This window comes from Actinomadura sp. ATCC 39365 (genome assembly GCF_054392275.1).
Genome location: NZ_CP184335.1, coordinates 10,221,794 through 10,236,456 on the forward strand (window position 1 = coordinate 10,221,794; position 14,663 = coordinate 10,236,456).

Here is a 14,663-nt window from a genome sequence, read left to right on the forward strand (position 1 = left end):
TGTGCCCAGTGGGACGAAAGCTGGAGCCCCATCTCGCCGTCTGTCCAACCAGAAATAACCCCCTATACCTTCATATGTCCGGGTATGGGCGTTTAGCGCGTTCCAGGCGCATAACACGGGAGGAGCAGCCAGGTCTCTCCCAGGTCACAGCGTTGAGATTTGCGTTATTCACCGCATATGTTGAGCCCCGGCAATCGAGGAGGCGAGGGTGCGGGATTCTCCCGACAGCGCGGCTATCAGCGTCGAAGGGCTTTGGAAGATCTTCGGATCCAGGGCGCAAAAGGTGCTGGACAGCGAGGACAGACACCTCGACCCCGCCGCTCTGCGAGAGAAGACCGGTTGCACCGCCGCCGTCCGTGACGTGAGCTTCGAGGTGCGCCCCGGCGAGGTCTTCGTCGTCATGGGCCTGTCGGGAAGCGGCAAGTCCACCCTCGTACGCTGCCTGACCAGGCTCGTCGAGCCCACCGCCGGCCGCATCAGCATCGGCGGCGAGGACGTCGGCCGCGCCTCCCCCGCCAAGCTGCGCGAGCTGCGCCGCCACCGGGTCAGCATGGTCTTCCAGCACTTCGGCCTGCTGCCGCACCGCAAGGTCATCGACAACGTCGCCTACGGCCTGGAGATCCAGGGCACCCCCAAGGCCGAAAGGCACGCGCGGGCCGCCGAGATCCTCACCCTCGTCGGCCTCGACGGGTACGCCGGCTCCTACCCCGACCAGCTCTCCGGCGGCATGCAGCAACGCGTCGGCCTGGCCCGCGCGCTGGCCGTCGATCCCCAGGTCATGCTGTTCGACGAGCCGTTCAGCGCGCTCGACCCGCTGATCCGGCGCGACATGCAGACCGAGGTGATCCGGCTCCACCGCGAGGTCGGCAAGACGATGGTGTTCATCACCCACGACCTGTCCGAGGCGCTCAAGCTGGGCGAGCGCATCGCCATCATGCGGGCCGGCTCGATCGTGCAGCTCGGCACGGCCGAGGAGCTGGTGGGCGCGCCGGCCGACGACTACGTGGCCGACTTCGTCCGCGACGTGCCGCGCAGCCATGTGCTGACGCTGCGCTGGATCCGCCGCGCGCCCGAGCCCGGCGAGCCGCTGGACGGCCCCCAGCTCCCCGCCACCACCCTGGTCAAGGACGCCATCGCCGCGGCCTCGGCCTCCTCCCGCCCGATCCGGGTGATGGACGGCGACGAGCTGACCGGCGTCGTGGACCGCGTGGACCTGCTGTCCTTCCTCGCCGGCGCGGACGCCGCGGTAAGGGCAGGCGCGTGAGCACCACCGCGGTCAGCGCCCCCACCAGGCTCAAGATCCCCAGATGGGCCGGTCCCGCCGGGGTCGCAATCCTGTTCGCCGTGGCGTACCTGGTCTTCCGCGGCACCGGCACGTTGCCGCACGACAAGGAGGCGCCGCAGTTCCTGGCGGTCACCGAGCTGCGTGAATGGATCGACGACCACCGCAACGAGAGCCCGCTCTTCCTGTACTTCCTCAACTACGTCCGGCTGTTCGTCGACGGCGTCTACACCTTCTCCCAGACCGTGCTCACCGCGCTGAACTGGCCCGGTCTCATCGGCGTCCTGGCCGCGCTGGCCTGGCTCGCGGGCGGCTGGCGCATCGCGCTGCTCGCGGCGGCGGGCGTGGGCGCGTTCGGGGTGCTCGGCCTGTGGCAGTCGAGCGTGGACACGCTGGCGCTGGTCGCGGCCTCGGTGCTGCTGTCGCTGGCGGTCGGCGTGCCGCTCGGCGTCTGGGCCGGGCTGTCGGCACGGGTGCGCCGGGTGCTGACGCCGGTGCTCGACGTCATGCAGATCATGCCGACGTTCGCCTACCTGGCGCCGCTCGTGCTGTTCTTCCACATCGGCGCCCCGGCCGGGGCGATCGCGACGATGATCTACTCGATCCCGCCCGCGATCCGGATCACGGCGCTGGCCGTCGAGGGGGTCTCCGCCACGGCGGTCGAGGCGTCGGCGTCGCTCGGCGCGACCCGCCGTCAGACGCTGTTCAAGGTGCACCTGCCGCTGGCCCGCCCGACGATGGCGCTGGCGGTGAACCAGACCATCATGATGGCGCTGTCCATGGTCGTGATCGCCAACCTGATCTCGGCCCCCGGCCTCGGCGGCGACATCATCCGCGGCCTGTCGCGGGCCCAGGTCGGCATCATGCTCCCGGCGGGCCTGGCCATCGTGGTCATGGCCGTCGTGCTCGACCGCATGCTCATGTCGGTGGCCCGCCGCGAGGCACACGCGGCGCTCGGCCGGCCGGACCTGGTGGTCGCGGCGGCGCTGGCGGGCGCGGGAGTGGCGGCCGGGCTCGCGCTGCCGGCCGGCTGGCCCGACGGCCTGACGGTCACCTTCGCCGGCGCGGTGAACGACGCCGTCCGCTGGGCGGAGACGACCTGGTACCCGGTCACGACGTTCGTCAAGGATCTGACCTCGGCCTTCCTGCTCAACCCGCTGGAGGGCCTGCTCACCTCCGCCCCGTGGTGGCTGGTCGCCCTCGCGGTGCTGGCCCTGGCCTGGCGGGTGAGCGGGGTACGCCCGGCGCTGACCGCGCTCGGCTGCCTGCTGGCGATCGCGCTGCTCGGCGTGTGGGAGCACGCCATGCAGACGATGACCACGGTCGCGGTGGCGGTGCTCGTCACCCTGGTCGTCGGCCTGGTGCTGGGGGTGGCCGCGGCCCGCTCGCCGCGTTACTCGGCCGTCCAGCGCCCGCTGCTGGACGCCGCCCAGACCATGCCCGCGTTCGTCTACCTGCTGCCGGCGCTGGCCCTGTTCGAGACGACCCGGTTCACCGCGATCTTCGCCTCGGTCATCTACGCGGTGCCGCCCGTGGTGCGCCTGGTCGAGGACGGCATCAGAGGGGTGCCCGGCACGGTCGTCGAGGCGGCCGCGTCGGCCGGCTCGACCCCGGGCCAGCTCCTGTGGAAGGTGCAGCTCCCGATGGCGCGGCGGGCCATCCTGCTCGCCGCCAACCAGGGCATCGTGATGACGCTGGCCATGGTCGTCGTCGGCGGCCTGGTCGGGGCGGGCGCGCTCGGCTACGACGTGGTCGTCGGCTTCTCCCAGCGCACGGATTTCGGCATGGGCTTCGTGGCGGGCATCGCGACCGTCCTGCTCGGAGTCATGCTCGACCGCATCACGCAGGGCGCCGACAGGCGCCCTTCCCCCGAAAGAGGAAGCGCACATGAAGATTCGCCTGCTCGCAGGCCTGCTCGTTGTCGGCCTCACCGCCGTGGGTTGCGGCGGTGGCGCCAAGGTGGAGACCTCCTCCCCCAGCTCCGCCGCCCCGTCGGCCGGCGCCGCCTCCGGCGCGGCGACGACGGGCACCGTCAAGATCGCGATCAACCCGTGGGTCGGCTACGAGGCCAGCGCGAACGTCGTCGCCTACCTGCTGAAGAACGAGCTCAAGTACGACGTGCAACTGCCCGAGATCAAGGAGCAGGTCGCCTGGGAGGGCTTCGAGACGGGCGACGTGGACGTCATCATCGAGAACTGGGGTCATCCGGACCTGAAGAAGAAGTTCATCGACGAGAAGAAGGTCGCGCTCGCGGCGGGCTCCACCGGCAACAAGGGCGTCATCGGCTGGTACGTGCCCAAGTGGATGGCCGACAAGTACCCGGACATCACCGACTACAAGAACCTGAACAAGTACGCCGACCTGTTCAAGACGTCGGAGTCCGGCGGCAAGGGCCAGCTCCTCGACGGCGACCCGAGCTACGTCACCAACGACGAGGCCCTGGTCAAGAACCTGAAGCTGAACTTCAAGGTGGTGACCGGCGGCAGCGAGGCGGCCCTGCTCAAGGCGGCCGAGCAGGCGCAGGCGCAGAAGAAGGCGCTGCTGTTCTACTTCTGGACGCCCCACTGGCTGTTCGACAAGGTCGAGCTGACCCGGGTGAACCTGCCCCCGTACACCGAGGGCTGCGACGCCGACGCCAAGAAGGTCGCCTGCGACTACGCCGAGCTCGATCTCGACAAGATCGTCAGCAAGAAGTTCGCCGACACCGGCGGCAAGGCGTACGAGCTGGTCAAGAACTTCAGCTGGACCAACGAGGACCAGAACGCGGTCGCCAACGACATGACCAACAACGGCCTGACCGGCGAGCAGGCCGCCAAGAAGTGGGTCGAGGCCAACACCGCCAAGTGGCAGGCCTGGCTCCCCAAGTGACCCCTCTTGACCGCGTCTTCGCCGGCCGCCCGCCGGCTGGGCCGGCGAAGACGCGGTCGCGGAGACCTCTCATGCGAACCAAGAAGCTGGCCGGGCCGCTGCTCGCGGCCCTGCTCCTGACGTCCTGCTCCGGCGGCGCCCCCGAGACCGGGGTCGCGGCCAAGGGCACGGTCAACATCGACGTGCACGCCTGGGTCGGGTACGAGGCCCAGGCCGCCGTGCTGGCCTACCTGCTCGAACACGAGCTGGGCTACAAGGTCAACACGCGCAAGAACAACGAGAGCGATTCCTGGCGCGATTTCGAATCCGGCAAGGTCGACGTGATCGTCGAGAACTGGGGACACAACGACCTGAAGAAGGAGTACATCGAGCAGAAGAAGGTGGCGCTGTCGGCCGGCCTCACCGGTAACAAAGGCGTGATCGGTTGGTACGTCCCCGAGTGGATGGCCAAGAAATATCCCGACATAACCGACTACCGGAACCTGAACAAGTACGCGCACCTATTCCGGACCTCCAAAACCGGAAATTTGGGTCAGGTGCTCGACGGGGACCCGACATTCGTCACCAACGACGAGGTTCTCATCAAGAACCTCGGCCTCGATTACAAGGTCGTCTACTCCGGCAGCGAGGACGCGCTGATCAAGGCCGCCCAGTCGGCGGCCCGCACTCGCACGCCCCTGCTCATGTATTTCTACGAGCCGCAATGGCTGTTCACCAAGGTCAAACTGGTCAAGGTCAACCTGCCCCCGTACGCGGTCGGGTGCGACGACGTGCCCGCCAAGGTCGCCTGCGACTACCCGCCGTACCTGCTGGACAAGATCGTCAGCAGGCGGTTCGCCGAGCGCGGCGGGAAGGCGTACGAGCTGGTGCGCAACTTCACCTGGACCAACGACCACCAGAACGCCGTGGCCGCCGAGATGATCAACGGGAAGAAGTCCGCCGAGCAGGCCGCCCGGCAGTGGGTGGAGGAGAACAAGATCGTGTGGAAGGACTGGATCCCGCGTTGAGCTTCGACTTCGTCATCGTGGGCGGCGGCTCGGCCGGCTGCGCCCTGGCCAACCGGCTGAGCGCCGACCCGTCGGTGTCCGTGCTGGTGCTGGAGGCGGGCCGGCCGGACTACCTCTGGGACGTCTTCATCCACATGCCGGCCGCGCTGATGTTCCCCATCGGCAGCCGGTTCTACGACTGGAAGTACGAGTCCGAGCCGGAGCCGCACATGAACGGCCGGCGCATCTACCACGCGCGCGGCAAGGTCCTGGGCGGCTCCAGCAGCATCAACGGGATGATCTTCCAGCGCGGCAACCCGCTCGACTACGAGCGCTGGGCCGCCGATCCCGGCATGGAGAGCTGGGACTACGCCCACTGCCTGCCCTACTTCAGGCGCATGGAGAACTGCCTGGCCGACCCCGGCTCGCCCTTCCGGGGCGGCGACGGCCCGCTGAAGCTGGAGCGCGGCCCGGCCCGCGGCCCGCTGTTCGAGGCGTTCTTCGAGGCCGTCCAGCAGGCCGGCCATCCGCTCACCGACGACGTGAACGGCTACCGCCAGGAGGGCTTCGCCGCCTTCGACCGCAACGTCCACCGGGGCCGCCGGCTCAGCGCGGCCCGCGCCTACCTGCATCCGGTGCGCCGCCGTCCCAACCTCACGGTCAGGACGCGGGCCCACGTGGAGAAGGTGCTCTTCGAGGGGACGCGGGCGGTGGGCGTCCAGTGCGGCGGCGAGCGCATCGAGGCGCGCGAGGTCGTGCTGTGCGGCGGGGCGATCAACACCCCGCAGCTCCTCCAGCTCTCCGGGGTCGGGCCGAAGGCGCTCCTGGAGTCCGTGGGTGTCCAGGTGGTCCACGACCTGCCGGGCGTCGGCGAGAACCTCCAGGACCACCTGGAGGTCTACGTCCAGCACGCCTGCACGCAACCGGTCTCGCAGCAGCCGTCGCTGGCGATGTGGCGGCGGCCGTTCATCGGCGCCGACTGGCTGTTCCTGCGGCGCGGCCCCGGCGCCACGAACCACTTCGAGGCGGGCGGGTTCATCCGCTCGAACGACGACGTCGCGTACCCGAACCTGATGTTCCACTTCCTGCCGATCGCCGTGCGCTACGACGGCTCGGCCCCGGCCGGCGGCCACGGCTACCAGGTGCACATCGGCCCGATGTACTCCGACGCCCGCGGCTCGGTGCGGATCCGGTCGGCCGACCCGCGCGACAAGCCCGCGCTGCGCTTCAACTACCTCTCGACCGAGCAGGACCGCCGCGAGTGGGTGGAGGCCGTCAGGCACGCCCGCGCCATCCTGTCCCAGCCCGCCTGGGCCGGCCTGGACGGCGGCGAGATCTCCCCCGGCCCGGACGTACGGACCGACGAGGAGATCCTGGCCTGGGTGGCCAAGGACGGCGAGACCGCCCTGCACCCGTCGTGCACCTGCAAGATGGGCGTGGACGACCTGGCCGTGGTCGACCCCGGGTCCATGCGCGTGCACGGCCTGGACGGCCTGCGCGTCGTGGACGCCTCCGCCATGCCGTACGTCACCAACGGCAACATCTACGCCCCGGTCATGATGCTCGCCGAGAAGTCCGCCGACCTGATCCTCGGCAACACCCCCCTCGCCCCCGACACCACGGCCTTCCACCGCCACGCCTGAGCCGGTCTCACCGGTCCAGGCGCTGGTACAGGCGGACGGACAGCACGAAGAAGACGACGGTGATCGCCACCGGCCACAGCACTGCCATCGGCACGGCGTGCTGGGCCACCCACGAGTCGCCGCCCCAGCCCGGGTTGCCGAACAGCTGCCTGGCGGCGGCGACCGTGGAGGAGAGCGGGTTCCACTCCGAGATCGCGCCCAGCCAGCCGGGCATGGTGCCGGGCGCGACGAAGGCGTTGGACAGGAACCCGATCGGGAACTCCAGCGTCTGGATCGCGACCACCGCGCCCGGCTCGCGGGTGAGCAGGCCGAGGTACATGCCCGCCCACAGCAGGGCGAAGCGCAGGAGCAGCAGCAGGCCGATCGCACCCAGCGCGCCCCCGGCCGACGCGGGCCGCCAGCCCACCGCCAGGCCGCACAGCAGCAGCCCGCCCAGGATCAGGACCGAGTTGAGCAGGTCGGCCACGGCCCGCCCGATCAGCACGGCCGAGGGCGCCATGGGCATCGACCGGAAACGGTCGGTGACGCCCTTGGAGACGTCCGAGGACACGGCGATCATGGTGGAGCTCAGGCCGAAGAGCATCGTCATGCCGTACATGCCGGGCATGAGGAAGGCGAAGTAGTCGGCCCCCGCGGGCACCTCGACCGCGCCGCCGAACAGGTAGCCGAAGGCCAGGGTGATCACCACGGGGAAGAGCACCCCGAAGACCACCGTCATGGGCTGGTTGGCCCAGTGGATCAGGTCGCGGCGGGTGACGGTCCAGCCGTCGGCCAGCGCCCATCTGAGTGCGGTCATCGATCGCCTCCCGCGGTCGTCAGGTTCAGGAAGACCTCGTCGAGGGTCGGACGGCGCAGCGCGACGTCCGCGGCCTCGATGCCGGCCGCCGACAGCGCGGGCAGGACCCGGGTGAGCGCGCTCACGCGGTCGGCCACCGGGGCGCTGACGTGCCGGGTGTCCCGGTCGATCTCGGCGGGGCCCGCCGACGCCCCCGAGAGGATCGCTGCCGCCTCGTCGAGCCGCGCCGGGTCGTTGATCACCATGTCGAGCCGGTCGCCGCCGAGCTTGGACTTCAGCTCCTCCGGCGTGCCCTCGGCCACCAGCCGGCCGGAGTCGATCACCGCGACGCGGTCGGCGAGCTGGTCGGCCTCCTCCAGGTACTGGGTGGTCAGCAGCACGGTCGTGCCGCCCGCGACCAGCTCGCGCACCGCGTTCCAGATCCCGGCGCGGCTGCGCGGGTCGAGACCGGTGGTGGGCTCGTCGAGGAAGAGCACGGGCGGCGCCAGGATCATGCTCGCGGCCAGGTCGAGCCGGCGGCGCAGGCCGCCGGACAGCTCCTTGGCCGGGCCGTCGTGCCCGGTCAGGCCGAAGCGCTCCAGCAGCTCGGCGGCCCGGGCGCGGGCGGCCGACGCGCTCAGGTGGTAGAGGCGGCCGAACAGCTCCAGGTTCTGCCTGCCGGTCAGGATCTCGTCCACGGCCGTCTGCTGGCCGACCAGGCCGATGGCGGCGCGGACCCGGCGGGGCTCGGCCGTCACGTCGAACCCGGCCACCTCCGCCCGGCCGGCCGAGGGGCGAAGGAGCGTGGTGAGGATGCGGACGGCGGTGGTCTTCCCGGCGCCGTTGGGCCCGAGCAGGCCGTAGACGGTGCCCGCGGGCACGTCGAGATCGATGCCGTCCAGCGCCGTCTTGGAGCCGTACGTCTTGCGCAGGCCCTGGGCGAGCACTGCGGACATGGCCACCTCCCTGTCGAATCGTACGGCGTACCGTACAACATACGATCGACGCGTGCAACCGTACGGTGTACCGTACGAGGGTGACAGTTGAGTACCCGGGTAAAGGCGACCCGGCCCGCAGCCTCGCGCTGCTGTGGCGGACGAGCGAACGGGCCAGCCGCAAGGGCAAGCCGGAGCTGAGCGTCGAGCGCGTCGTCCGCGCCGCCATCGACGTGGCCGACGCCGAGGGGCTGGCGGCGCTGTCCATGCGCCGGGTGGCGGAGAAGCTGGGCGTGGGCACGATGTCGCTCTACACGTACGTGCCGGGCAAACCCGAGCTGCTCGACGTCATGCTCGACACCGTCTACGGCGAGACCGCCCGCCCCGAGGACGTGCCGGGCGGCTGGCGGGCCCGGCTGGAGCTGATCGCCCGCGAGAACTTCGCCCTCTACCTGCGCCACCCATGGCTGCTCCAGGTGGCGTCGAGCCGCCCGGTCCTCGGCCCCAACGTCACCGCCAAGTACGACTACGAGCTGCGCGCCGTCGACGGCATCGGCCTGACCGACCTGGAGATGGACTCGGTGATCACGCTGGTCACCGGCTTCGTGCACGGCACCGCCAGGGGCGCGGTGGAGGCGGCCCAGGCCGAGAGCCTGACCGGCATGACGGATATGCAGTGGTGGGCCGCGCACGCGCCCTTCCTCAGCCGGATCTCCGACCCCGCCATGTTCCCCACGGCCTCGCGCGTCGGCCAGGCCGCCGGGGAGGCGCTGCAGGCCGCCTACAGCCCGGAGCACGCCTTCGAGTTCGGCCTCCAGCGCGTGCTCGACGGCGTCGAGGTGCTGGTCAACAGCCGGTCAGCGGGCTGACAGCGCCTGCTCGTAGGCCAGCAGGGTGCGCACGAACGTCTGCCGCTCCTGCGGCGTCAGCGGAGCGAGCGCGGCCCGCCAGGCCGTGGCGCCGTAGCCGAGCCATTCGGTGATCGCCTCCTGGTGGGCCGGGGCGATGCTGACGATCGTGCGGCGCCGGTCGGCGTCGTCCTCGCGGCGTTCCAGCACGCCCTTCCTGCTCAGCTCGCCCACCATCAGGCTCACCGTGGCCGGCGCCACCTCCAGGCGCCCGGCCAGCTCGTTGACCGTCGTCGGGCCGTCGAACAGCAGGTAGGCCAGCAACGACAGGTGCCGGGGAGCCAGCGACAACGACTGCAGCGCCTCGGGCACCTTGAGCCGCTTGGCCCGGCCCACCATGCGCGGCATCAGGAGCAGCAGCGTCCTGATGCCTTCGTCCACACTCAAGCCGTCGGTTGACATCGCCAATACCTTGCTGTCTAAATTAGCTTTGTTCGCAAAGCTAATTTGTCGTCGTCTGGGCAAAGGATAGTGACATGGACGAGCGGGTGCGGGCCTTCGGGGACGAGCTGGTCAAGGTGCACGACTGGTTCAGGGGCGAGCTGGCGGCACTGCGCGCCGGCGGGGCGGTCACCGACGACCTGCGGGCACACTGCCTGACCTTCTGCGACGCGCTGAGCTTCCACCACTCCGGCGAGGACCGGGTGGCGTTCCCGTACCTGGAGGGCACGCGCCCGGAGCTGAAGGAGGCGCTCGACCGGCTGCGCCGCGAGCACGAGGTGATCGCGGCGCTGGTCGAGGAGCTGCGCGCGGCGAGCGACCCGGCGGCGATCGAACGCGTCGCCGCCGAGCTGGAGAGCCACTTCGACTATGAGGAGCGGGCGCTGGTGCCCGTGCTCAACTCGCTGGAGAGCGTCCCGTGGGCGGTCGGCGGCTAGCGGACGGGGGCCGCGCGCAGCCGTACGACGTGCTCGACCAGCGAGATCAGCGTCGTCTTGACCGACTCGCGGTTGCGCGCGTCGGTGCGCACGATCGGCACGTGCGAGCCCAGCGCGAGCGCCTCGCGCACCTCGTCGTCGGTGTGCGGGAACTGCCCGTCCCAGCCGTTGATGCCCACCACGAACGGCAGCTTGGCCTCTTCGAAGTAGTCGATCGCGGGGAAGCTGTCGGCCAGGCGGCGGGTGTCGAGCAGCACGACCGCGCCGATGGCGCCGCGGACCAGGTCGTCCCACATGAACCAGAACCGGTGCTGTCCGGGCGTGCCGAACAGGTACAGGATCAGGTCGCGGTCGAGCGAGAGCCGGCCGAAGTCCATGGCGACGGTCGTGGTCTGCTTGTTCGGCGTCAACCCGAGGTCGTCGATGCCCGCGGACGCGTCGGTCATCACCGCTTCCGTGGTGAGCGGGAGGATCTCGGACACCGCCCCCACGAACGTCGTCTTGCCGACGCCGAACCCACCAGCGACGACGATCTTCGTCGAAGTGAGCCCGGGGCTAGAGCCTGCGAAGTCCACTGAGCACCCTTTCGAGCATGTTGAGGTCTGGCTGTCCCTGGCTGAGGCGCGGCTGGTGCAGGCGGACGAGACCTTCGTCTGACATGTCCGCCACAAGCACCCTCGCCACGCCCAGCGGGACGCGGAGCAGGGCCGAGATCTCGGCGACCGACCGGAACGTCCTGCAGAGCTGCATGATGGCCTCCTGCTCGGGGGTGAGCATGGCCATCTCGTCGTCCGGGATCGACATCGACGAGATCAGCGTCTCCATCGCGAGGTGATACCGCGGCTCGGAACGGCCGCCGGTCACCGCGTAAGGACGGAACAGGGGCTCGTCGTCCCCGGTCCCGTCACTGCCGTACACGGCCCTCTCCCATCAGTTCCATCACATCACCGGGTCCTGGCGGCCTGGAGCTCCGCGCGCAGGGCCGGCGTGAGCGCCTGTCCCGCTCTGTCTACCAGCAGCGTCATCTGGTACGCCACCAGCCCCATGTCACAATCAGGACCCGCCAGCACCGTGAGCACGGAGCCGTCGCTGATCGCCATGACCAGGAGCAGCCCGCGCTGCATCTCGACGACGGTCTGCGACACCGCGCCGCCCTCGAACACCCTGGACGCGCCCACCGTCAGGCTCAGAAGACCGGCGGAGACCGCCGCGAGCTGGTCGGCCCGGTCCGGCGGGAAACCCTCGGAGGCGGCCAGGCACAGGCCGTCCGCCGAGACGACCACGGCGTGCGCGACCCCCGGAGTGTTGCGCACGAAGTCGGTGATCAGCCAGTCGAAGCGGTTGGCCTCATGGCTCAGCGTTGTCACGCATCCTCCCCAGCGGGACGCTTACTCACTCTGTTCCTCCTGTCCACGTACTTCCTGGCGGCCCCGTTGCACACCCTTCTGGTAGCTGGCCATGCGGCTGCGCATCCGGTCTGCTGAGACCGGTGGCGCCGGCGGCGGCGACTGCTGAGCCTGCTGCTGAGCGGGCTGGCTGGCCGTGCCGGGGACCAGATTGGCCTTGGGGGTGCGCTTGGGAAGCCCCGCGGCGGTCACGCCGCCGAGGCTGGGCTCGCTGGCTTTGGCCGCCGCACGCCAACCGGCGTCCGCGGCCGTCTGCCACGCTTCCTCCCCAGAGGGTACGGCTTGCGCGGGCCTCGCCTCACCGCCGTTCTCACCGGACGAGGGCGCCTCGGGCGCCGACTCCCCCGGCGGCCTGCGGAACCACGCGGACTCCACCGACGCGAAGATCGGCAGAAACTCCTCCTGCTCCGGCTCCATCGGCGAGACGTCCACCGAGGGCGCCGGATCGGGACGGCGTACGTCGTTCGTCCCGTAGTTCGTCGCGTACGGCGGCGGCGTCGGGAACGTCCCGCCGCTCGCCGGGTACGACGGGAACGAGCCGGTGCCCGACGACAGCGACGGGTAGGCCCCGGAGTCGAACGAGGACGGCTGCCGCCGGTAGGAACCGCCGTCGGTGTCGGCCGTGAAACCGTTGACCGGACGGCCCGGGTCGGAGTTGAACGCCCCGAGCCCGTGCCTGGGCGCCGGCGGTGGCGGTGGCGGTGGCGGGTTGTCGAAGGACGGCGGCCCGGCGGGGGCGCTGTCGAAGGCACCCGAGGGCGCAGAGGGCGCCGAGGGTCCGGTGCCGAACCTGGCCGGGTCGCCCGGAGCCGGCCTGGCCCCGTTCGCCTCGACCGAGTCGAAGCTGCCGAACGACCGGAACGAGCCGTTCGGCGTGGGCGGCGGCACGGTGCCGCCGCCGAACGCCGGGCGTTGCGGCAGCGGCTGCTGCATGTTGTCGGCGATCAGCGTGGGCGGCAGCAGCACCATGGCGATCAGGCCGGCGCCCTCGCCCTTGCGCAGCTGCACCCGGATGCCGTGGCGCAGCGCCAGCCGGCCGACCACGAACAGGCCCATGCGGCGGGAGACCGACACGTCCACGACCGGCGGCTCGGCCAGGCGGCGGTTGGCCTCGGCCAGCTCCTCCTCGGTCATGCTGATGCCGGAGTCGCTCACCGACAGCAGCGCGCCGCCGCCCTCGATGAGGCTGCTGGAGACCAGGACCTGGGAGTTGCTCGGGGAGAACTGGATGGCGTTCTCGACCAGCTCGGCCACCAGGTGGACGAGGTCGTTGGCGGCGCTGCCCTGCACGGACGTGGCCCGGTGGACCTTGACCTGGACGCGCTCGTAACCCTCGACCTCCGACAGCGCGGCGCGCACGACGTCGACCAGCTTGGCCGGTTGGCTGCGCCGGCGGGTGGCCTCGTGGCCGGCGAGGACCAGCAGGTTCTCGGAGTTGCGGCGCATGCGGGTGGCCAGGTGGTCGAGCTTGAACAGGTCGGCCAGCCGGCCGCCGTCCTGCTCGCCCTTCTCCAGGCCGTCGATCAGCGAGATCTGCCGCTCGACCAGCGTCTGGGTGCGGCGCGAGAGGTTGACGAACATCGAGCTGATGTTGCTGCGGAGCTCGGCCTCCTCACCGGCCAGGCGCACGGCCTGGCGGTGGACCTGGTCGAAGGCCCGCGCGACCTCGCCGATCTCGTCCTGGCCCTCGACCTCGATCGGGCGCACCTCGGTGCTGGCCTCGCCCGAGACGCGGAGCTGGCGGACCACGTCGGGGAGCCGGAAGCCGGCGATCTCCAGGGCCTCCGTGCGCAGCCGGCGCAGCGGGCCGACCATCGAACGGGCGATGGCCACGGTGAGCAGCAGCACGATCAGCAGCAGCGCCAGGATCAGCACGCCGGCGATGATGGCGTTGCGGATCTCGGACTCGCGCAGCTCCTGGCTGCGCAGGTTCACCTTGTCGGCGAGGTCCTTCTCGATCTCGTGCAGGACGCCGATCGCGACCTTGTTGTCGTTGAACCACTGCTCGCGGGCGTTGGACCGGGAGGAGATCAGGTTGTCGGCGATCCGCACGCCCGGCGCCCGGCCGCTGGCCAGGGTGACCGCGCGGGCCTTGGTGAGCTGGACGTTGACGTACTCGTTCTTGCCGGTCAGCAGCTTGGACAGCTGCAGGCCGATCTCGACGCCGGCCTCGGCGCCCACGGTGGTGATGTCGCTCTGCTCACGGGCGTTGGAGGCGATGAACCGCTCGACCTCCTTGGCGTCGACGCGCTCGACGTTGTAGGAGTTCTTCAGCAGCTGCACGCGCTGGCGGGACATCTCCTCCTTGGCCTGCGCGAGCGCGCTCAGGGCGCGGAAGTGGCCGATGATCTGGGAGTCGTCCGACAGCAGCGAGAGCTCGTCGTGCAGCTTGAGCAGGGTGTCGGTCAGGAAGTCGTACCGGATGGTGTCGGCCTGGCCCTCGGCGCGGATCTTGGCCAGCCGGTTGAGGTCGTACTTGGCCTGGCCGGCGGCCTTGACGACGCGTTCGCCGTAGGACTCGTCCATGGTGTCGAGGTCCGCGCGGACGCTGGTGACCAGCTTGTCGACCGCGGCCTTGTACTCGCCGAGCTCGCCGGCCTTGGACTTGCGCAACTTGGGATAGGCGCCGATCCAGCCCCCCGTGTCACGCTCCAGACCGAGTGCCTGGACCAGGTCCCGGATCCGGCCGGCCTGCTCGGCCGCGGTGGCCGTGCGGTCGTAGTCGCCGATGCTCTGGACCGAGCCGACCACACGTGCTCCCCCGAGCACGACGCCGGCGATGGTGGGCACGAGGATGAGCGCCGTCAGACGCCATCTCACGCGCCAGTTCCGCAGGCCGATGCGAGGCAGCGACCGCTTCCCGCGGTCCCGCCTCGCGGCATGGCCGCTGTCGGAGTTCCCCGTGATCACTGCTTTCGCTACCCCTCAATCGTCCCGTTCAACGACGGGTGTTCAAGCCGTCCACAAGGTATCCGCAGCATC

14 protein-coding genes and 1 pseudogene are annotated in these 14,663 nt (G+C 70.4%); 7 read left to right on the forward strand and 8 right to left on the reverse strand.

From position 1 onward, the window contains the following. Nucleotides 1-283 precede the first annotated feature (283 nt). The gene (locus ACNF49_RS48780) at nucleotides 284-1,264 is read left to right on the forward strand and encodes a quaternary amine ABC transporter ATP-binding protein (RefSeq protein WP_482941956.1); all 981 of its coding nucleotides are present in this window, start codon (nucleotides 284-286) and stop codon (nucleotides 1,262-1,264) included. A 244-nt stretch (nucleotides 1,265-1,508) separates the two neighbouring features. Here ACNF49_RS48780 and ACNF49_RS48785 read toward each other — a convergent pair whose 3' ends face one another. Further along, nucleotides 1,509-1,790, reverse strand: a complete 282-nt coding sequence (locus tag ACNF49_RS48785) for a hypothetical protein (RefSeq protein WP_482945733.1) — start codon at nucleotides 1,788-1,790, stop codon at nucleotides 1,509-1,511. On the opposite strand from ACNF49_RS48785, the pseudogene ACNF49_RS48790 reads away from it, so the two are divergent. The 4 genes and pseudogenes from ACNF49_RS48790 to betA form a co-directional block, all read left to right on the forward strand. Further along, a pseudogene (locus tag ACNF49_RS48790) lies at nucleotides 1,777-3,084 on the forward strand (ABC transporter permease subunit); the annotation flags it as partial. The gene ACNF49_RS48785 and the pseudogene ACNF49_RS48790 overlap by 14 nt on opposite strands. 85 nt (nucleotides 3,085-3,169) lie before the next feature. Beyond that, nucleotides 3,170-4,150 carry an ABC transporter substrate-binding protein gene (locus tag ACNF49_RS48795; RefSeq protein ID WP_482945689.1) on the forward strand — a complete coding sequence of 327 codons (981 nt, stop codon included), beginning with the start codon at nucleotides 3,170-3,172 and terminating at the stop codon, nucleotides 4,148-4,150. Between the two features lie 71 nt (nucleotides 4,151-4,221). Continuing rightward, complete coding sequence (locus ACNF49_RS48800) at nucleotides 4,222-5,157, forward strand: ABC transporter substrate-binding protein (RefSeq protein ID WP_357971175.1); 936 nt, start codon at nucleotides 4,222-4,224, stop codon at nucleotides 5,155-5,157. After that, nucleotides 5,133-6,779 carry a choline dehydrogenase gene (gene betA / locus ACNF49_RS48805; protein ID WP_482941957.1) on the forward strand — a complete coding sequence of 549 codons (1,647 nt, stop codon included), beginning with the start codon at nucleotides 5,133-5,135 and terminating at the stop codon, nucleotides 6,777-6,779. Before ACNF49_RS48800 ends, betA begins: the two co-directional genes overlap by 25 nt. Nucleotides 6,780-6,786: 7 nt before the next feature. Here betA and ACNF49_RS48810 read toward each other — a convergent pair whose 3' ends face one another. Both ACNF49_RS48810 and ACNF49_RS48815 read right to left on the reverse strand, forming a co-directional pair. Further along, entirely contained in the window at nucleotides 6,787-7,575 is a 789-nt protein-coding gene (locus ACNF49_RS48810) for an ABC transporter permease (protein WP_357971173.1), read from the reverse strand. Continuing rightward, on the reverse strand, nucleotides 7,572-8,510 hold the full coding sequence (locus ACNF49_RS48815; protein WP_482941958.1) for an ATP-binding cassette domain-containing protein: 939 nt from the start codon (nucleotides 8,508-8,510) through the stop codon (nucleotides 7,572-7,574). Before ACNF49_RS48815 ends, ACNF49_RS48810 begins: the two co-directional genes overlap by 4 nt. Before the next feature lie 80 nt (nucleotides 8,511-8,590). On the opposite strand from ACNF49_RS48815, the gene ACNF49_RS48820 reads away from it, so the two are divergent. Further along, nucleotides 8,591-9,358: a TetR/AcrR family transcriptional regulator C-terminal domain-containing protein gene (locus tag ACNF49_RS48820; protein WP_357971171.1), complete on the forward strand. Its 768-nt coding sequence runs from the start codon at nucleotides 8,591-8,593 to the stop codon at nucleotides 9,356-9,358. On the opposite strand, the gene ACNF49_RS48825 is transcribed toward ACNF49_RS48820, so the two are convergent. Beyond that, on the reverse strand, nucleotides 9,347-9,799 hold the full coding sequence (locus ACNF49_RS48825; RefSeq protein WP_357971170.1) for a MarR family winged helix-turn-helix transcriptional regulator: 453 nt from the start codon (nucleotides 9,797-9,799) through the stop codon (nucleotides 9,347-9,349). The genes ACNF49_RS48820 and ACNF49_RS48825 overlap by 12 nt on opposite strands. A 74-nt stretch (nucleotides 9,800-9,873) precedes the next feature. Here ACNF49_RS48825 and ACNF49_RS48830 point away from each other — a divergent pair, with 74 nt between their 5' ends. Continuing rightward, nucleotides 9,874-10,275 carry a hemerythrin domain-containing protein gene (locus ACNF49_RS48830; protein WP_482941959.1) on the forward strand — a complete coding sequence of 134 codons (402 nt, stop codon included), beginning with the start codon at nucleotides 9,874-9,876 and terminating at the stop codon, nucleotides 10,273-10,275. Here ACNF49_RS48830 and ACNF49_RS48835 read toward each other — a convergent pair. From ACNF49_RS48835 to ACNF49_RS48850, 4 genes are read right to left on the reverse strand one after another with little or no spacing between them, the layout of a single operon-like run. Continuing rightward, a complete protein-coding gene (locus tag ACNF49_RS48835; protein WP_352321413.1) occupies nucleotides 10,272-10,850 on the reverse strand; it encodes a GTP-binding protein in 579 nt (192 codons plus the stop codon). The genes ACNF49_RS48830 and ACNF49_RS48835 overlap by 4 nt on opposite strands. Next, nucleotides 10,831-11,193, reverse strand: a complete 363-nt coding sequence (locus tag ACNF49_RS48840; RefSeq protein WP_125631446.1) for a DUF742 domain-containing protein — start codon at nucleotides 11,191-11,193, stop codon at nucleotides 10,831-10,833. Before ACNF49_RS48840 ends, ACNF49_RS48835 begins: the two co-directional genes overlap by 20 nt. A gap of 26 nt (nucleotides 11,194-11,219) precedes the next feature. Beyond that, on the reverse strand, nucleotides 11,220-11,642 hold the full coding sequence (locus ACNF49_RS48845; RefSeq protein WP_357971168.1) for a roadblock/LC7 domain-containing protein: 423 nt from the start codon (nucleotides 11,640-11,642) through the stop codon (nucleotides 11,220-11,222). Between the two features lie 21 nt (nucleotides 11,643-11,663). Next, the gene (locus tag ACNF49_RS48850) at nucleotides 11,664-14,501 is read right to left on the reverse strand and encodes a nitrate- and nitrite sensing domain-containing protein (RefSeq protein ID WP_482941960.1); all 2,838 of its coding nucleotides are present in this window, start codon (nucleotides 14,499-14,501) and stop codon (nucleotides 11,664-11,666) included. Between the last annotated feature and the right edge of the window lie 162 nt (nucleotides 14,502-14,663).